Raw genomic sequence first — 19970 nt, forward strand, 5'->3', positions numbered from 1 at the left:
CCTCCTCACGGCGACGCCTCTCCGCGCCCGGCCGCCTCTTCTACTCCGACACCACCTGCAGTAGATAATCCTGTAAACGGAGGAGATCAAAAAACAAATGATGGAAACAATCAAAAAGAATCAGAGGCTCCTTCACAACAAAAACCATATAAGTTTGTAGATAAACTTATAAGAACCATTCCTGACTATATGAAAAATGGAAAACTTGACCTAGTCGATTTGCTGGATTATGTTATGAATATTGAGAATCTAAAAGAATTAGATTCTCAAGGTAATGAAACAAATAACTATATTAGTGTTTCAGAAATGAAATCTAAATATGAAGAAGTCCTGGAATTAGTCAAAAAGGGAGTAGAAAAAACAAGAGTAGAAGGCATCCCTTTTTACTCGTCTAGGCTTGTATATTATTATGAGAATGATGGTGAAATCTGAAAAGTAATTAGAAAAAAATATACTGAAAAAACTAATGATTCTTATAACAAAACTTTTGAGAAATGATTTAGCAGTCTTAGAAATTCTTATTGGTACCCTTTTAGAAATTTTAGTAATTCAAGAAGAAAAGAATGAGAGAAAAAGGATATTGAAAAAAGAGGTCTTACGGTTGATTCAGCAGAGCAAATGATTAAAGATGTGTTTCACATAATATATGCTCATTATGTTAGTGATGCTATAAAAAGTTACGCAGAATTCAAACTAGCATTACTCGAAGGAAGTGATGGTTATTCTTCTTTCGATAGCGTTTTCAAAAATCAATCAAATGTATATGATGCTGCAAATAGTTTTTCTAGATCATTTAAAGATTTCATGAAACTCGAAAATCAATATGCAAGAACTGACAAAGAATTCTTTACTGGTAGAGGTTTAGATTATTTTGTTAGACTTTTAGAAATCTCAAATAATGAAGTTATGCATTTTGCAAAAGTAGTGGGTGTTTCTTCTTATATGTACGCTTGAGAAAGTTGTGGATATTCTGGATACGATTGTGGACGGAGTAGTCAAAGTATAGCGTTAAGAAAAATTGCCGCAGACACTTTTAAAGAAACAACTTACAACGGCATCAAACTAGAAGAAATTAAAGGTTTTGAAAATTATTCAGGTCGTAGTATTGATGGATCAGAAAAACAGTTAATTACAAAAAATTTAATCAACCGCTACAAAACAAAATTTAGATGAAATTTTTAAAATCTGTTGTTTATTAGAATTAAAAATCTTACTTTGTACATGGGCAAGCAATTCTCCTATGGCATTATCAATTACTTTCTCCAAAGCATGAATTATTTTAGAAAAATGTATGTAATTTTGGAAAACGAACAACTTTAGGTGAAATTTGTTGTTTTAAAAACCAATATGTAAATAAGACACTAATATTTCAAACTGCAAGCATTAATAAATTTGAATTATCCTTCATATTCATGAAGGTATTTTAATTACAAACTCAAGTAGATAACACGAGAAATTAAATCTTAATAGTAAATTGACACTGTTACAACTGTGTTTGAATTACTATAGATATGGTATGTGTTTTATATTAAATCTAGTTATCCTATTGAATTAAATATTTGTAATTGCCTGTAAAACTTTTAAATCAAGGAGTATCTATGAAACTCAAATCTAAAAAATTATTATTATTTTCCACATTAACATTATTAACATCAATAACTACAACAACATTAGTGTCTTGTTCAAAAGATTCTGGTGATGTAATTACACCACCATCTAATGACCAACCTAATAAGGATGATCTTACTAAGGAACAAGACAAACCTAATGAAAATAAAGAAGTTGTTATTAGAAATTTACCTGATATATTGGATGAAGAACTAAATTTTAATTTAGTACCCTTAATAAGATACATTAAGGGTATTGAAAACTTAAAAGAACTAGATGGCGAAGGTAATGAAACCGATAAATTAATTAGCCCTGAAGAAATGCTTGCAAGGTATCAGGAAATCTGGCCTAAGTTTTGAATTTTATCACAATCACATGATAAAGACAAAGTAGAATGAAAAGACTATCGAAAGTTGGAATATTCTGAAATAGTAGAAAAAGCAAAACAAAAACATTCAGTTAGAGATAAAGAAGGTAAATATATAACACCATATGATTTTTTTATGAAATCTGATTTAGAGTCAGAACGTTTTTTTAGAAATGAATTAATTGAAACACGCACCGATGAAGGTGACGAAAAAATAACGTTAGCCAGTCGGTGAAGTAAAAAATTAAAAAAATATTACGGTGATTTTATTACTAGTGTTGAAGATGCTGAAAATTTAATAATTGAAGCAATGCCAATCGTGTATGCAGAGAATATTATTCAATTTATGCTAGGCTACCTTGAATTCAAAATAACTTTATTGAAGTCTCGAACTAGCCAATTAACTTTTAAAGAATACTTTAAAGCAAATACAGGCGCAAGTCACTGAATAAGCATTATGCTTGCAGCTTATAATGATTTTTTGATTATGTGAAGATCCCAATATATGAGATCTACTAAAGAGATGTTTGTAGGACATGGCGAGACTTATTGAAGGTTGTTACTAGATATTTCAAATAATGAAATAGCTCCATTTTCAAGAGCAATGGGAAATGTTGGTTTTTATACTCCAGAAGTTAATGTTTGAGTTTATCGTCAAGAGCTAGTCGATGCCTTATTAATAGATAAGTTTAAACAAACTGTTTATACTGATAGAGACATTTTAGAAAAAACCAATAAAACAGAAACTGAAAATTTAGACAGTGTGATTACTCGCTATAAAACTAGGTTTAAGTGACTTTTCAAAACAAGCAAAGAATAATACTAATAAACTGGTGAAAATTATTAAACACTATAAATAATAAGTAATTTGTTTTTAATCACCTTCGCCTTTCTCCTTAATATATTAATTTATTTTAGTAAATAAAAAAGAGCCCTGAAAAAGGCTCTTTTTCTCTGCCGCTTATTGACAGCCCAATCCACTACTTGAGAACACACTAGTTAGACAGTTAATAAATTAACTCTTTCTCATATCTTCTGTTCTTTAGCAACTTCTATCACGGCAATGGGGCGTACTGAGTGATAGCTTTAACACTAATGTGGGGGTTCATATTTCACATATAGTTATCTCTAACTTATGTTCTGTAATTATACAAAGTTTTTATAATTTGCAATGTATTTCTGCAGAAATGTTTGTTTAGATTTTATGAAAATTAACAACTTTATGTGATTTAGTATTTTTTTACTTGTCTTTCTTTTTTAGCAACTCTAAAATTGCTTCAAGCTTTTCATTCGTTTCTTTATTTTGTTTTTCAACTTTATCAAGCCTTTTATTCGTTTGTTCAAATTTTTGATCTATTCTTTTTTCCATTTGTAAGTTTTCAGCTTTGGACTGGTCAAATTTTTGATTCATTTCATTCTTTGCTTCTTCAAATTTTTGATTCATCTCAGAGCGTATCTGTTTATTACTTTCCTTCATCTCAGTGCGAATTTGTTTATTACCCTCTCTCATTTCAGAACGAATCTGTTTGTTTCCTTCATTCATCTCAAAGCGAATCTGTTCGTTACCTTCTTTCATTTCAGATCTTAATTCACTTGCAGATAATCTTATTTGCTTCAGCACCCATTCTCTGTTAAATGGCTCATCATTGCCACCAGGCCCAGGTGGTGGTGGTACTATAGGTGGTAAAGGGTCACCTTCAGCCTCATATTTATATTTAGCCTTATTTGTGATTGGGTGAATTTCAACTAAATTAATTGTTTCTTTCATATCATGTGTCTTTGTTAACTTTTTCACTTCTGCACACGGTCTATTTACTGCTATTTTTGAATCTTTATTGCTCATATTGATTTAATTATAACTAAAGAAAATAACTATTAAGTTGATTTTTCAGTTTTTTCATACATAAAATTAAAATTGGTGAATAAGGATGAGCCAATTTGCAAGCTTAGGGGGCTGAAAAACGCTTGTAATTTGGAGCACTGTTCAGGTTGCTTTTTCTTATTCAAATTTTTATAAACTTAAGAGTCAATATAATCAAAATTCTTTTATATGTTTGCATTGCTAGTTAACTTATAAAACCAAAAAATATTTCATATCACTCATTAAATTTTATAAAAAACTATTCTTGCTTTTAATGATTAATTTAGCGCTTATAAGTAACATTAAATTAAATCAGAATAATACTTTATGATAGCATTTGCTTTTTTGTTTAATATATTTTTAACTTGGTTTTCCATATACGAATAATCTATATTTTGCCTCTTGTCTATAGGTAAAAGAAGTTTTTGTTGCCTAATTCTTTTTTGACTAAATTTATATCCATATCCGTATTTGTTTTTAATAGCAACAATTAGACTAGTTTTTATAAATAACCCAAGATACTTGTTCATTATTTTATTATCAAGAAAAGAAATTTTTTCAACATGATCTGTTGCAATGAAATCAGTGGGCTGTCAATTTATAATTCCATCAGTTGCACTATCTATAGTTATAACACTACCTTTTTCAGTTGGTTGGTTTTGATAAACATTATCAAAACCGTTATCCTGTGATGAACATGTGATTCTTGGCACTTTTCCATTTGCAATTAATTTTGAAGGATGTGTCGTTTCTGTTCCTGAGACTTGAAATACAGAAGAAATGGTAAAGTCTTTATAGTTACCTAAACTATACCCCCCCCCCACGATTTCAGGAGTTTGTGCTTGATAATATTCAGCAACTTTTCTAGCTTGTTTTTTATAGATTTCTTTTATGAAATTTTCCATGTAGTCTCAGTCTGGATTGCCATCTTTAGTCACTGGAATTACTAGTTGGGTTTTTCTCAATCTTTCTTGTGAACACATTCTATTATACGAAAAGATATTCTTTAGACTGATCTCCAATGTACCTACAATAAATAAAAATTGAAATTTTGACAGTTTTATTAATGGCGTAAGTATATTAATTCTTCCGTGAGACACTGCATAAAAATCTTTTTCCTGATAAAATGGTTTTCCAAACATGTCAACTGTAATCGCATTACCTTTAAAAGGAAGGCTTTTCCCATCACCTTCTCTAATAAATTTTATGTAACCATTATTTTTTGTACCAGCTGAAACAAGTGGTTTTCTTCCTTCTGGCAATGAGTCAGGTTTGTTATCACCTTTAGATAGTTCAAGTTTAAAAAATTTTGTTATAGAAAAAGTTTTTCATTGATTATTTTTCATTTTGTAGCCCCCCCAGTCATTTTAAAATTATTTTCTAAATTATAATTTTGACTAACTCATTTATAATAGATAGCAATAGCTTTGAATTTCTTGCTATAAAATTTTTTTATGAAATTTTCAATAAAATTTCAGTTTATGTTTCCTAATTCATTAGTTGGTAACTGAATACGTTCATTTAATAGTCTTTCCATTTTTCTGGCATATCCGAAATTGTATTTGCCTCTTACAGTATTTGAAGCAGCAGTTAGATATAAGCCGATAAAAAGATTGAGTTTTTTATTTTTAAGTCTGCCTACTGAAATTGAAGTACTTCCTATAAAATCATGAGTTTTATAAACAGATAAACCTACTGAACCTTCACCGTTACAAATAGTTACAAATAAATGCCATACAGTTTCCTTTAACTAAGTGCTTTTCACTATTTTCTACAAAACTCATAACTCCATTATTTCTATCTGTAGCACCAACATAAGGAACATCACCTTGCTTTAACTTGCTGATATTACTTAAATTACATCGTTTAAGTTCGAAAAGGTCATCCATTTTAAATGACTTGTATTCTCTGTTATTCATCAGTTTCCTCTTCATCATCTTCTAAACCAAATAAATAACCTCTGCCATGAGTTATCATGTTGACTTCAAAAGTAAGGTAGTCAGCAACTACCTTCTCAAAATCTTCAGTTGTCGGAATACTATCATTAAAATAATAGAATGAGTGCAATCATTCATCAGTGGGTTCAATAGTTGACTTAACGCAGAAATTATTTGGTGCTTCAAATTTCTCTTTTCAAACATTTAGAAGATATTCCTTTTTTTCTTCTGCAGTTCCATCATCAATTAAGCTCGTTGATTTAGCTTTTAAATAACCATCATTTTCGAAATTTATAAACTTACTTTTTTTGCTTTTTGGATGTGGCACACCTGTGGTGAAAATTGCGATGCAAGTTCCAACACTAGCAATTCCCGCGAAAGTATCTTTATTTAATGTAATTACACCTTCCAAAGTGTGGTTAGACAGAATTTTTTGTTTCATTATTTTTACATAATTACTAGAATTGGTGAATGTTGATAAGGGGACAATAACTGCTGCCCCCCCCCTTCGTTATGCTGTCTAATAAATGATTAACAAAATTTATTTCATGAAGTTCTTCAGTGTTTTTATCTTTATTCTGAGAGTATGGTGGATTCATCATCCCTTTACTAAATTTCATTTTCTGTCATTCAGATGAAGGTTTTTTTAAAAAATCTTCATTGTGCAAATTGCTCTTACCGTCACCTCTCAAAAGCATATTTGTTGCTGCGATAGTAAACATGTATGACTGCAACTCTACTCCCACTAGTAGTTCGGTACGAATATTATCCCTTTCTATATCATCATCTGTTTTAGAAAGCATATACTGCATTGCTGAAATTAAAAATCCACCTGTTCCACAACAAGGATCAAAAACCTTATCTGTTTTTTTCAAATCTAATAAATCGCAAAATAAATCAGTAATGTGTCTAGGAGTTAATACAACTCCCAAATTTTGTCCATCACCTGGTCTATATGACATAAATTCGCTATAAAATCTACCAAGAAAATCTTCTGATGATTTTTCATATGACAACGTATTAAAAATTTTATTGTATAAGGTCTTTGTAAACCTCATTAATGGAGTACCATCTAACTCTTTAGTGTAAGTGTTAATTTTCTCATTATCTATAAAAATTTTAAATTGACTCAACATTTTATTTTGTTTTTCAGTTGGAATTTTAGACCTACTTAAATTAGCACTGATTGCATCGTAAATTTTTTGACCATCAGATTTAGTTCTATCACTATTCAAACTATCAATATTAAAAGATTTGTATCTAATTTCTGATAAAGCAAGAAAAATGCCTGAAACTATTATAGGTCTTTCTGACTCCATTAAAGTTCCTAAATTTCTTAGTTCATTACTTAATTTTTTTGCTGTGTTGATTATTTCTTCAGTGGTTATGTCTTTTTCACTTTTAGATATATGGTTCAAAACTTCAGATTCATAATACTTATTGATATTGTTTTTTTGAAAACTAGAAAATGATTTTAGATCATCTAATCTCTTATATTTTCCTTCATAATTAATAAAAATTGGTGTAATTGTATGATGATCTTCAGAACCACTAAAACCAACTGCAAATACTTTTTTATAATTAGCAGAATTTTTTACTATTTGTTTTCCATAATGCAAAGCACCATTAACTGCATAATTTTTCACGGAATTTTTGTCTTCCCCGATAGAACCATTTTTATCTAATTTAATATGCCTGCTTAAGCTTGCTTTATTTTCAATGACAAGCACAAAATTTTCTAAAACACAAACAAATTCAGGTACTCCACGATAACCTGTTTTACTTTTTGATGCAGTTTTCAAAGCTTCTTCAATCTCTTTGACATTACTTCCGTGTTGACTGCAATTCCCCGTTTTTCAAATATCTAATTTTTCTAGCACATTTCGAACAAAAACATCTGTTTCGACTTCTTTTATAGCCATAATTACCTCTTTAATTAGAAATGTATCTTTTAGTAAACTTTGATCATTCAATAATTTAAAATTAAAACATTTTTCGGTTTTAGTTTTGAAGTTTACTTTTTTCTTTTTAAAACTTAATATATTTTAGAGTAACAATAGTCAAAAATAATCAAAATAAAAAACTTACTTTTGAATTAGTTTTTAAAAGTTTTACTAGCTTTATAGAATAAGTATCCTGCTGTTTTTAAAACGGTAATAAATGCTAGTTGCAAAAACTGATTTTTGTTATTTTTAGGTATTAAACTTTTTTATATATGTTATAATTATATTGCCTAAAATAAGAAATTATTTTAGGCAATGTGCATTTTGCATTTGGTACACAAACAAATTCAGGTAGAGATCTGTCTACTTAAATAATATTAGTAACTAAATAAAACACATCTTTTCCAAATGCAAAAACCTTTTTTAAAATTTTAATACCTTTTTGCTTATGCAGAAAGGTATTTTTTATTGCTTCACGACAGTGAAAATAAGATAGTTTTTGGACTGTACTTACTTATATCTGCTTAAAAATGATGTAAAAGAAAAAGTGCTAGATTTCTCTAGCACTTTTTGAAGCCTTTATTAGTTACACATAATAAAGGTAATTTCTTTTTAACTAAATATATAAAATTTTAAATTTCATCAATCATGAAAGCGACACTTAATGAAATTAGAAACCATAATGATTTCATAATAATATTATATTCAAAAAATATCTAAGATAACTAAAAAATTCTTACTAACAAATTAAATAAAAAACCTGCTAACTAGGCAAGCAGGCTTTTATTTAAGTAGGTTTTTCTATCTTGGGACTTATGAATATAAGTTTCAAAACCTTATGAAATAATTATACAAGATTTTTTTAATTTTGTGTAATAGACAGTAAATATTTTGTGATTAGTTCTACGACTTTAAAATTAACTGAATTAAGTCCTTTAGAGAAAATTATCTTATTAGTAAAACTATCGCTCCTAAGGGCTTATAGATACTATCTCAAGCCTTTAACTGATTAGCATTAATATAAATGATTTTTATTTGTTGATAAATCAGAATCTATAATCCTATTTCCTAGTTTATAATAACTTATAAAAGTGACTAAATTAAGTACTTATCAAATAACTATTAATTTAGTCTTAATTAAGGAGTATTTATGAAAATCAAAACTAAAAAATTATTAATATTATCAACATTAACTTTATTAACTTCAGTGACTGCTGCAACTCTAGTTGCCTGCAGTAATGATAATGGTAGTGGTGTTACTCCACCATCAAATGATCAACCTGTTAAGGATGATCCTAAAAAGGATCATCCTGTTACTTCTCACCCTGAAGATGATAAACAAGTTATTATCAGAGAAATGCCTAGCATTTTAGATGATAAACTAACTTTAAATTTAGTTCCTTGAATGAAATACATTAAAGGAATTGAAAATTTAAAAGCCTTAGATGGTGAAGGTAATGAAACTGATAAATTAATTAGTCCTGAAGAAATGCTAGCCAAGTATCAGGAAGTTGCAGACACACTTACAAATGACATGTTAAGAACATGAGATGGTAAAGCTGCAACTGTTAAAGATTATGGGATCAGATCAATTTTAAAAAAAATTGAAAAAACAAAGTTTTGGGGTATGCCACAAATAAAGGATGAAAAAGAAATTTATCAGGCTTATATAGGAATAAGAAACCTTAACGGTTTTGTTTTTAGAATGATTGATAGTTATGATACTGTCACAAAAACAAATTCATCAACACCTACTAAACTTTGAGAAGATAGTTTAACTAATGAACAAACAGTTGCTTTTGATGGTGATAAAAAATCATTAGCAACATTTGCAGAACTTTTTATCGTACCTGCTATGTCTTATGTATATGCTATTAATATAGTTGAATTCATGCAACAATACGTATATTTCAAAATCGCTTTATTAAACGCACGCACAAGCAACTTATCATTCAAAGATTACTTTAAACCAAGTGATAATAATAAAGCTGCTAATGCAATAAGCAATATGCTTAATGCATATAACAAATTCTTAAATCTTAAAGAAGGACAATACATGCGATCTACTAAAGAAATGTTTATAGGACACGGTGAAACTTACTACAAGTTATTATTAGAAATCAATAATCAGGAAATCGCACCTTTTGCAAAAGCGATTGGAGAAGATAGCAATCAACCTAATATCAGTGGTGCTAATTCTCAACAACTAGATCTAGCGACTACCTTATTAACTGATAAGTTTAAACAACCTGTTTATACTGTTAATAATGTTTTAGAGAAAATCTCTAAAACAGAACAAGAAAATATTGATAGTTTAATAACTTATTATAAAACTAGGTTTAATTGAATGTTTAAAACAAGCAGCGAAGAATTAGCTGCTAATGAAGGGAATAAATAATGATAAACAATATTATTGAGAGTTTTGGGTATTTGATGAGTACAAGTAATCCAGAACAAGATATAAGCAAAGCAGTAACTACTTTGTCAGATAAGATTTAAAAAGACCTTTTAAGATCAAAAAATCAGCAGTAGCAAATGTATTTTATTTCTTAGAAGAAGATTTGAAGGACCTGTTTTTTCTCTTCCTAAAAGCTTATTTTTCAAACGTTACATATGATTCTAAAACTGATTTATACACAGTTAATGATGAACCTAAAATTAAAAAGCCAATTTAAAACTATGTTTTATTTGAATATTTAGCATCCAAAGTAGATTGAAAAGTGTTCCAACACTTATCAGATGTCATTCAATCTGTTTCAGACATGGCTTGAGGTGAGTTAGATATAGATACTTCTGATTTACTTGAATATATAAATGGTGACTTTTCAAAAGTTTTAAGAGAAGCCATTGATGAAGGTTTTTATAGTTATTATGAAGATGATTCAAACTATCTTTATTACTATGACGATAAAGGCTTAAAAATCGAAAACAATAATCAAGAAGATGATTGAAAAAATCATCTTTTTTTAATTTTGGCAAATTAAAAATGAAAATTTTGCAGAGTTACAAAATTATCAAGGGCAAAGTAAAGCAAGTTAAAAATTTATAAGTATAATAAAAATATAACTCAGGATATTTTGTAAGGAGCAATCAATGGAGTTGTCAAAAGAATTCAAAGATTCAAAAACGCTTGTCAAGCAAGTTTCAGCAATCACAACAGCTTATACTAACATTAAGCTAGAATGTATTGAAAAAGAGGGTTTATTGCTATTTTGCAGTTTTTGAACTAATGACTTAAAAGAAGAAAAGGAGGAAGATATGGACTTGAAAAAGCTATCTAAAATAATTATCGACGCTCAAAAAGATCAAGCAATTATTAATAAAAAAGTTGCAAATTTCATTGATGATCAAAAAAAGATTAATGAAAGTTTCTTAACTTTTATGAAAGAACAAACTTTAATGAATCAAAAATTTAGTGCATTCATGGACGAACAAAGAGAAATTAATCAAATTGTTTTAACTTTTATGAAAGAGCAAAGAGAAGTTAATCAAGAGTTCAGAGAGTTCATGAAAGAGCAAAGGGAATTCAATATAAACCAGACAGAACTTAATCAAGAGTTTAGAGAATTCATGAAGGAACAAAGGGAATTCAATATAAACCAGACAGAACTTAATCAAGAGTTCAGAGAGTTTATGAAGGAACAACGGGAGTATAACGAGCGTAACGAGAAAAATGTTATGCAGCTTCAAAAAGATGTTAAACGAATTGATGCTGTTCTAGAAAAAAACAACATTAGGTAGTTTGATCAAGAAGCATTAGTTTAACTATTTATAAGCCTTTCAAGGCACCGATTAACTTTATTCAAGCAAATTTATTACTTAATTAATAAAGTGGCTTAAAAAGCCTAAAAACAATGATTCAGACTAGATATCGCTTGATAACTAGATAGTTCTTATATAACTTTGAAATGTTTATTCAACATTTCAAAGAAAGTAAATTATTTTAAACAATATCTAATTACAGAAATGGTTTTAGTTAATCAAAGGATTATTAAAACTAGTGAATTATTTGTTAAAAAATTAACTAATAAATTAAACAAAAGAGATCTTTTGCAATGGGTGGAATTATTTCAAAATAAAAATGTAGCTGTTGCAAATAATCTTATGGTTAATACTAATTTGGTTACCGTATTAGATTTAATCGCAAAAATAATGAAAGAGAGAAAAAATGAAATTATTTATGAGTAAGAAAAAATTAATTTTGTTCACCTACTCATAAACTCTATAAAACAAAAAAAATGATACGCACTATAACTTAGTGTTTATTTTTTAAATAGGAGTTTTAATATGGCAGTAAAAAATTCATTGAAAAAAATATTTGTAAATAAAAAAACAAGAAGATTAATTTGAAGAATAAAAAAAGTCAAGAAAAAATTTTGAAATAGATATCTTTCAAAAGCAAACAGCACTATTTCTAGAAAAAGGGTCGTAGAAGTTAAGTCCATTTATAAGGATGCTTTCAACAAGAATTTAGGTAGACTAAAAAAATATTATGACCATCCTGATGATGATTTTACAACAATAAAAATCCATAAACATCTTATCAGAATGAATAAAGAGGACATAGAAGAAATTCTCAGATTTTTTGTTAAAGAATTGAAAAACATGAATCAACCAAACGCCGAAAGAATGTCTAGTGATTTAATTGAATGTGAAGAATTTTTTTTAATTAAAAGAATGCATAAATTCTGCTACCGAAAAGACAAGTTTGATTGGAATTTTTCTTTTGCTAAAAATTTAATGCTTAGCAGTCGAGATGTTTTGAAATTTTATGAGTATTATAACTATAGTGAAATTGGTCTTGCTAGATGGCACAATAAAGTAAGTAAAAAAAGCCTGAACAAATTAAATACAAATAATGAATTAAAAAGAAAAACTATTGATTTTCATCCTATGGAAGAAACATTTAAACAAAAAAGGGAATGGCGAAAAATACGAAAATACCTTTTAATTCATGAGGATAAAACAAAACATGAATTTATTAAAAATAAGGAAGAACGAGTTCAAAACTTTTTGCCTGAGTATGAAGATACTTTAAGAGAGATTTTTAGATTTATTGAATATGGTAATTCTTTTCTTTTAAATAAGGTGTTTTTAGAATTTAACAAAATACATAAAAATGCTGAAAACATTAACCTTGATAACAGAAATTTTAAAAGGCAATTACTCTATATTTTTCAAGAAATCGAAAATAAAAATAGAAGGAATGTTTTCTTAAAACGATGACAATACATAATTGATTTATATCTTCAAGAGTTGTTTGATTACTATGTAGAAACACAAGTTGTCGATTATTCAAAAATGAATGAATTAACTTGAATATATAGAAGAATTAAAAGAAGATACAGAAATGAAAAAGGCTATAAAAAAGTTGAAAAAGCAATGCAAGAATTAATTGATTGATAAGAGTCTCGATATGATTTACGAAAAATTTTATTTGTTATACAAAAGTTAAAATAAAAGGGTAAATTATGCATATATTATTCGCAGCAGTAATTTGATATTTCAAAATGGTTTTTTATGCACTAGCATTTTTAGCTGGCTTTGCTTGAGCGATTTTGAAGGGTATATGATTTTTACTAGCTGAACTTACTTACATTATAAAAGAAGCAAGATATGTTGAAAAATATAGTTATTGAGAACTAGAAAGCGAAGATGTTAAATATCTTTTTGATAATGACTTTGTAGAGTATTCAAAATATTAAAAAACGTAAAAGAAAGTAAATAAAATTAAGGCTTATATTGTCAGTTAATTTGAAGAGATCAAAAATTGCTAACGCTAAGATAGAACTTAATTAACTAGTAAAAAGGTTTTTGTTATCTAAATATAAAAGGCAAGGTGAATTATGCTAAGTATATTTTTAAAAGTTATAGTTGTGTATTTTACTTTTATATTTTTGGTATTTAAATTTGCTTTAAAAATAATATGATGAATATTAAAATTAATATGAGATATTTTATCAGTAATAAAATTCTTTCTTTCTGAAGCAAGATATGAAGAGTGGAGATTTAACCATAATTTGGATTATCACAGGTATGGATATTTTTTTGATGAAGATTTTGTAACCTATTTAAGATATACACCTTTGGAACCTAGATCAACATATGTTAAAAACGACAGAGTAACTCAAGAATATTACGATAACTTAGCTTATAACCATAAGGATGAAGAATTAGAATACGAATAACAAGATTTTATTTTAATTACCCGAAACTAATTTAGGGTTATTTTTATACCGTTTATTGGTTATATAATTTTAGTATTTAATTTTGAAATATGTAATGACAAATATTAACTCAAAAAATAAAATATAAAAGCATTTATTTGAATTTTTTAAAATTGTGAAAAGATTTTCACAAATTCATTAAATATTAACGATTATGCCCTGTTTTAGGGATTTTTAAGTTCATTATTAAAGCCTTATTTGCGTAACATGTATAATTTTTTTATGGAAAATCAGTTCATTAAAAAATTCGAAAATATTGACATGGATCGTATTAATAATCTCGAAAAAGAATTTGAATTAAATAAATCAAAATATGAAAATTTAGTTTTGGAAGAACAAGATAAAGTTCATAAGTTGGCAATGAAACTTAATAACAAAAAAGAAAATATTGTCAATAAAGCGCAAACCAAAATTAATAAATTAAATATGCAAATAAATAAACTAGATGTTGCATATTTAAGTCAAAAAATTTCAGATGAAGAATTCAAAAAACGCAAACAGGAATTTTTAAATAAGATCAGAGAAACCAGATTATATTTCAAAAATTTATACATTTCAAAAAACAAATTATTTGATGATCAACTTTTAGAATTTACTAAAAAGCAAAGATCAAAAGTTGAGACACTTAAAAAAGAATTAGAAGATCATAATTTGAAAAAATCTAATGATCTAAAAAAACAAATTCATCAAATCAAAAAACAAAATGAAAATCAACTTAGCAAATTAAAAACTGGTTTTGATAAATTAGCTAATGAATTAACTGTAAAAGAAAATCAAATAAATAATGATTATCAAAAAGAAATTAATTACATTAATTCAATTAGTAAAAATGTTGTCTCTGATGAAAATAAAAAAATCAAAATTCTAGAATTACAAAATAAAAAACAAAAACAAATTAAAAAATTAAATACTATTTACAACATTAAAAATGAAGCCTTAATTTTTAAAAAAAGAATTAGTAATTATTTTGCAAATTTATTTAGCATAAATAATTTAATTAATTTTGATAAGAAAATCAAAACATGAATTTTAAATAATAAATTAATTTTTGTAATCATCATTTTTGCAATTATAGTTGGTGCAATTCACCCTCTATTTTTTAGTTCACAAAATTGATTAAATAATATTTTAAATCAAAATATTGCAGTAGGTCTTTTAGCCATCGGAATGACTTTTATTATTTTAACTGGTGGCATAGATTTATCAGTTGGTAGTGCTATCGGTTTTTCAGCAGGGTTAATGTTATATTTAAATCAGGTAGTCGGTATTAATCTAGGTGGCTCTATAGTTATAGGTTTTTTACTAGCAATTAGCATTGGTTTATTTAACGGGTTTTTAAGTTCCTATGGAAAGTTACGATCTTTTATTGTAACTTTAGTTGGCTTACTAGTTTTCCGTGGTTTACTAAATGTTATGCTAGGTGGTAGTCCTGTTTCAATTTCAAATAATGATACCATCAGTTTTTTAAATACAGGTACAATCGGAGTCTTACCTTCAGCATTATTTATCTTTATCTTCATAACTATATTCTTAATATTTATTTTAAAGTTCACAAGATTTGGAAGATATATTTATGCAACAGGATCTAATAAAAACGCTGCTAAAGCAAGTGGAATTAAAACTAAATGAATTATCACTTCAGCATTTGTAATTGGTGGTATTTTAGTAGGTCTAGCTAGTGTGGCTTATATCGGTAACGTGCAATCAGTTGAACCACAAACAGGTAACGGTTTTGAATTATCAGCAATTGCTGCTGTTGTACTTGGTGGTACAAGCTTAACAGGTGGTAAAGGTACTATTACTAAAACTATTATTGGTTGATTATTAATCAGTGTTTTAAATAACGCTTTAGTTTTCTTAAATGTGGATTCAAACCTACAACTAGTTTTCAGAGGAATTATTATCTTGGTAGCAGTTTTATTAGACAAAAATTTTGACTTTAAAACTAAAGTCAAAAGAGTTGTTATGAAACTATCAAGAGTTTAGAAAGGAATCAAAATGTTTAAATTACTAATAACTAAAAAATTCCTGAAAACTAGTGGGCTTACTTTGTTAGTAGCAGTTGGTGCTGCAACTGGTATTGGTGCAGGAATTGCAGCAGGTGTATCTAGTCAGAGTGAAAAATTAGAAACCATTGCTTTAATTTTATCAACACGTAATAACCCCTATTTTGCAGCAGTTGCAAATGGTGTTAATAGTGTTGCAGTTAATAATAAAAAATACAAAGTGCAAATTCTTGATTCACAAGATGATCAGCAAAAAGAAATTGAAAACGTTAATAACGCCATTTCTCAAGGTGTAAAAGGTATTATTATTAACGTTGTTAATTCAGAAACTGCTTGAAATAGTTCGCTAGCGGCTGCTTATCGCAATAATATTCCTATTATTGCAGTCGACCGTGGAGTTAATAATGCAACAACAGGAGCAGTTAAACAAACAATTGCTTCAGATAATGTAGCAGCTTCAAAATCACTAGCACAATGATTTTTACAAAACTATAATTTTACTTATAACGAAGGTGTTTTTCACCTTCAAGGTGTTGCTGGAGCTCAAGCAGCAAACGACCGTTCTAAAGGTTTTCTAGAAGGTCTAGGTGGTCCTTATGCAGTTGAACAGCGTGGTGATTTTAACCGTGCAACTGCTCAGCAAGTAACGCAAAATACTTTACCTTCACAAGGTAATAACTTCAGTGTAATTTTTGCAGATAATGACCAAATGGCACTTGGAGCAATTAATGCAATTACTACTTCAAATAAAAATGTTTCAACAAAAAAACCATTTGAAAGAGTTATAGGTAATAATTACTATGTCCTAGGTTTTGATGGTGATGCAGATGCTTTAAACGCCATTAAAGAAGATAAGATGGTTGCAACTGTTGCTCAACAACCAAAACTGATGGGCGAAATTGCTTTCAATTCTATGGTTTCACTTTTAAATGGTGAAACCATAGATGAAATTAAAGCAGCAGATACAGTAATTGTAAGTAAGGAAAATGTCGATGAATACTTATAAAAAAGAACCATTGAAAGTGCTCACAATTGGTTCAATTAATTGAGATCATTTTATCAATTTAGACAGGTTTCCAAATGTCGGTGAAACGATGCACGCAAGATCTTATAGTGAAAGTTTAGGTGGTAAAGGATTAAACCAGGCAATCGCTTTAAATAAGCTAAAAGTGAGTAGTAAATTTATCGCTAAAATCGGCGAAAAAGATAAAGATATTTTGCTTCCACATTTAATAAAAAACAATTTAAATTTAGATGAAATTGAAATTGTCAAAAATAGTTTTACAGGTAGAGCATTTATTCCTGTAAGTGAAAAAGGAAATAACTTTATAATTTTAACTTCAGGTGCAAATGCAAATTTTGCAAACGAAAAAGCAATTAAATACGAAGAGCAAATTTTAAATTCAGACATTGTTTTATTACAATTAGAAATTGATCTTAATTTTGTTTTTGATGTTTTAAAACTAGCAAAAAAACATCATAAAATTACGATCTTAAATCCTGCTCCAGCAATTAAATTAGATGAAGAAATAATTAATTTATGTGACTACTTAATTCCAAATGAAACGGAATTTAATTTACTATTTTCAGATGAAAATTTAATTAATGAAACACTAGAAAATAAATTAATTAAATTAAAAGACAAATTTCAAAATACTAAAATAGTTGTCACTTATGGAGAAAAAGGAGTTTTCTTTTTAAAAGAAAATAAATTAAAAAATGTCGAAGTAATTAAAGGCATAAAAGTAGTTGATACAACGGCTGCAGGAGATAGCTTTATTTCTGGTTTTATTAAAAAAATAAGCGATCATAAAACTCTTGAAGAAGCAATTATTTTTGCTAACAAAGTCGCAAGTATAAGTGTGACAAAAAATGGTTCAAGTGAATCAATTCCAACTTTAGAAGAAGTTGAAGAAAGGTTTAAAAATGTTTAAAGACAGAAATAGAATATTAAATCCAAAATTGGTAGCATCAATTGCTAAGTTAGGTCACTTTGATCTAATTGCAGTTGTGGATGCAGGAATGCCACTTCCTTATAAAAAGAAAAATATCGAAATTATCGATTTATCTTTTTATCCAGGAGTTCCATCTTTTAGTGATGTATTTAAAAAAGTTTTAGAAGAATTGGAATATCAAAGAATTTATGTGGCTCCTGAAACTGAAGAAATAAATCCAGTTATTTATAAAACTATTTTAGATAATGCGAATAGAGAAATTACATTTGTTTCTAATCATGATGAATTAAAAGAATTATTAACTAAAACAATGTTGATAATTAGAACATCTGAAACAAGTCCATATGCTAATGCTATTATCGAATGTGGAGTTAACTTTTAGTGGATGAAGTAATTTTAGAAGCTAAAAATATAGTCAAAACTTTCTCAGGTGTAAAAGCCTTAAACAACGGTGAAATCAGGGCTTTTCGTTCAAAAGTCAACATCTTAATGGGCGAAAATGGAGCAGGAAAATCTACTATTTTAAATATCATCTCTGGGGTGTTTGCACCTGATAGTGGGAGCGTTTATTTTGAAGGAAAAAGAATTGAAGATTTTTCAATCAATAAATTTAAAAAGTTAGGAATTACAATTGTTCATCAAGAATTAAAGTTAGTTGATGATCTTAGTATTGCTGAAAATATTTTATTAACTCGTGAACCACTTACTATTTTTAAAACGATTGATTATAAAAAGATGTATGCAATTACAAAAGAAATTTTGAAATCAATTGATATGGATCTTAATCCAAAAACTTTAGTTAAAGATCTTTCAATTGCACAAAAACAAATGATTGAAATCGCAAAAGGAATTTCACAAAAATCTAAAGTTTTAATTTTAGATGAACCGACTTCATCAATTGGCCCTGAAGAAAGTGAACAACTATTTAAAATAATTCATAAATTAAAAGCAAATGGTGTAGCAATTTTATACATAACCCATAGGATGAATGAATTAGAAAAAATAGGTGATTATATTACCGTTTTTAGAGATGGAAATTTTGTTAGTGAATCTAAAATAGAAGATACTAATGAAGACAAAATAATTGAGCAAATGGTTGGTCGAAAATTGGAACAACAATTTCCTCTTAAATTTCAAAATGATGAATTATTTATTTTAATGAAAATAAATAATTTAGGTAATAAATTTGTCTCAAATATTTCATTTGAAATTAAAGCAAATGAAATATTAGTTATTAGTGGTTTAGTCGGATCAGGAAGAAGTGAACTGGCAAAAACTATTGCTGGTTATTATTCTTTTGATTATGGATCAATCGAATATAAAAATAAAAATATTTATTTTAATCATCCTAAAAATGCAATTGATAATGGTGTTTATTACTTGTCAGAAAACAGAAAAGAAGAAGGATTACACTTAGAAAAAAGTATTGCTTTTAATTTAACTTTAGCTTCCTTAAAAAGTTTTTCAAATAAATATACTTCACTAATTAATTTAGCAAAAGAGAAAATTGAAAATAAATTTATTACTGATAAACTAAAAGTTAGAATGTCAAGCAGTTTAAATAATGTAGATAGTTTATCAGGTGGTAATCAACAAAAAATTGCTATTGGAAAAGCACTCTTAACTAAGCCTGAAATTATCTTTTTTGATGAACCAACTAGAGGTGTTGATGTCGGCGCTAGAAAAGAAATTTACACCTTAATGCATGAGCTAAAAAAAACAGGAAAAGCAGTTGTTGTAATCTCATCAGATCTACCTGAAGTTATTGGTTTATATGATCGCTTAATAGTTATGCGTGAAGGAAAAATCATGCATGATACCTACGACAAATTAGACCAAAATGAAATTATGAAATATGCTTTTGGAGTAACAAATAAATTCGTTTAAAAACTAATTACTTTTAGAAAATAAACTAGTAAAACTGAAAACAAAAACCATTTATTTTTCAGTTTGTGGTCTATCAAAAGATTTTCATAAAACCCTTGTGAAAATAATTCAACCAAATATGAAAAAATTGACTTTTTTTACGTAAAAGTTGATTTTTTTTATAGAATTTTTGAATTAAG

19 protein-coding genes are annotated in these 19970 nt (G+C 27.7%); 14 read left to right on the forward strand and 5 right to left on the reverse strand.

Features of this window, described 5'->3' with window-relative positions; all coding sequences use genetic code 4:
* Positions 1–1182, forward strand: a 1182-nt coding sequence (locus CJF60_RS03725; protein WP_214608179.1) for a hypothetical protein, incomplete at its 5' end; no start/stop codon positions are given.
* Between the two features lie 416 nt (positions 1183–1598).
* Positions 1599–2795, forward strand: a complete 1197-nt coding sequence (locus CJF60_RS03730) for a hypothetical protein (RefSeq protein WP_084232747.1) — start codon at positions 1599–1601, stop codon at positions 2793–2795.
* 420 nt (positions 2796–3215) lie between these two features.
* Here CJF60_RS03730 and CJF60_RS03735 read toward each other — a convergent pair whose 3' ends face one another.
* The 5 genes from CJF60_RS03735 to CJF60_RS05400 all read right to left on the reverse strand — a co-directional run bounded on the left by CJF60_RS03735 (position 3216) and on the right by CJF60_RS05400 (position 7695).
* A complete protein-coding gene (locus CJF60_RS03735; RefSeq protein ID WP_084232550.1) occupies positions 3216–3818 on the reverse strand; it encodes a hypothetical protein in 603 nt (200 codons plus the stop codon).
* Positions 3819–4138: 320 nt separating this feature from the next.
* On the reverse strand, positions 4139–5182 hold the full coding sequence (locus CJF60_RS03740) for a restriction endonuclease subunit S (protein ID WP_084232548.1): 1044 nt from the start codon (positions 5180–5182) through the stop codon (positions 4139–4141).
* Positions 5183–5545: 363 nt separating this feature from the next.
* Entirely contained in the window at positions 5546–5755 is a 210-nt protein-coding gene (locus CJF60_RS03750) for a restriction endonuclease subunit S (RefSeq protein WP_084232544.1), read from the reverse strand.
* Positions 5748–6263, reverse strand: a complete 516-nt coding sequence (locus CJF60_RS05395; protein WP_200807542.1) for a DNA methyltransferase family protein — start codon at positions 6261–6263, stop codon at positions 5748–5750. The genes CJF60_RS03750 and CJF60_RS05395 overlap by 8 nt, the downstream gene beginning before the upstream one ends.
* A complete protein-coding gene (locus CJF60_RS05400; RefSeq protein ID WP_200807541.1) occupies positions 6232–7695 on the reverse strand; it encodes an HsdM family class I SAM-dependent methyltransferase in 1464 nt (487 codons plus the stop codon). The genes CJF60_RS05395 and CJF60_RS05400 overlap by 32 nt, the downstream gene beginning before the upstream one ends.
* 1171 nt (positions 7696–8866) lie before the next feature.
* On the opposite strand from CJF60_RS05400, the gene CJF60_RS03760 reads away from it, so the two are divergent.
* The 12 genes from CJF60_RS03760 (at position 8867) to CJF60_RS03815 (ending at position 19791) form a co-directional block, all read left to right on the forward strand.
* A complete protein-coding gene (locus CJF60_RS03760) occupies positions 8867–10114 on the forward strand; it encodes a hypothetical protein (protein WP_084232542.1) in 1248 nt (415 codons plus the stop codon).
* A gap of 322 nt (positions 10115–10436) precedes the next feature.
* Complete coding sequence (locus CJF60_RS03765; RefSeq protein WP_084232540.1) at positions 10437–10700, forward strand: hypothetical protein; 264 nt, start codon at positions 10437–10439, stop codon at positions 10698–10700.
* A 109-nt stretch (positions 10701–10809) separates the two neighbouring features.
* Positions 10810–11457 carry a hypothetical protein gene (locus CJF60_RS03770; RefSeq protein ID WP_084232538.1) on the forward strand — a complete coding sequence of 216 codons (648 nt, stop codon included), beginning with the start codon at positions 10810–10812 and terminating at the stop codon, positions 11455–11457.
* Between the two features lie 225 nt (positions 11458–11682).
* Positions 11683–11904: a hypothetical protein gene (locus tag CJF60_RS03775; protein ID WP_084232536.1), complete on the forward strand. Its 222-nt coding sequence runs from the start codon at positions 11683–11685 to the stop codon at positions 11902–11904.
* Between the two features lie 99 nt (positions 11905–12003).
* Entirely contained in the window at positions 12004–13122 is a 1119-nt protein-coding gene (locus tag CJF60_RS03780) for a hypothetical protein (protein ID WP_084232534.1), read from the forward strand.
* Between the two features lie 65 nt (positions 13123–13187).
* Positions 13188–13421 (forward strand): hypothetical protein, encoded by a 234-nt coding sequence (locus CJF60_RS03785; RefSeq protein ID WP_084232532.1) that lies wholly within the window; start codon positions 13188–13190, stop codon positions 13419–13421.
* A gap of 315 nt (positions 13422–13736) precedes the next feature.
* Positions 13737–13904 (forward strand): hypothetical protein, encoded by a 168-nt coding sequence (locus tag CJF60_RS05235; RefSeq protein WP_159444211.1) that lies wholly within the window; start codon positions 13737–13739, stop codon positions 13902–13904.
* Between the two features lie 246 nt (positions 13905–14150).
* Complete coding sequence (locus CJF60_RS03795; protein ID WP_084232528.1) at positions 14151–15929, forward strand: ABC transporter permease subunit; 1779 nt, start codon at positions 14151–14153, stop codon at positions 15927–15929.
* A gap of 12 nt (positions 15930–15941) precedes the next feature.
* Positions 15942–16955, forward strand: coding sequence for a substrate-binding domain-containing protein (locus CJF60_RS03800; RefSeq protein ID WP_084232526.1), 1014 nt, complete (start codon positions 15942–15944; stop codon positions 16953–16955).
* Entirely contained in the window at positions 16942–17883 is a 942-nt protein-coding gene (locus CJF60_RS03805) for a ribokinase (RefSeq protein WP_159444210.1), read from the forward strand. The genes CJF60_RS03800 and CJF60_RS03805 overlap by 14 nt, the downstream gene beginning before the upstream one ends.
* Positions 17876–18286, forward strand: coding sequence for a D-ribose pyranase (rbsD, locus tag CJF60_RS03810; protein WP_084232522.1), 411 nt, complete (start codon positions 17876–17878; stop codon positions 18284–18286). The genes CJF60_RS03805 and rbsD overlap by 8 nt, the downstream gene beginning before the upstream one ends.
* Positions 18286–19791 carry a sugar ABC transporter ATP-binding protein gene (locus CJF60_RS03815; RefSeq protein WP_084232520.1) on the forward strand — a complete coding sequence of 502 codons (1506 nt, stop codon included), beginning with the start codon at positions 18286–18288 and terminating at the stop codon, positions 19789–19791. Before rbsD ends, CJF60_RS03815 begins: the two co-directional genes overlap by 1 nt.
* Positions 19792–19970: the final 179 nt, after the last annotated feature.

Origin of the sequence: Mycoplasmopsis agassizii (assembly GCF_002272945.1) — a bacterium.
GTDB classification, from domain to species: Bacteria; Bacillota_I; Bacilli_A; order Mycoplasmatales; family Metamycoplasmataceae; genus Mycoplasmopsis_B; species Mycoplasmopsis_B agassizii.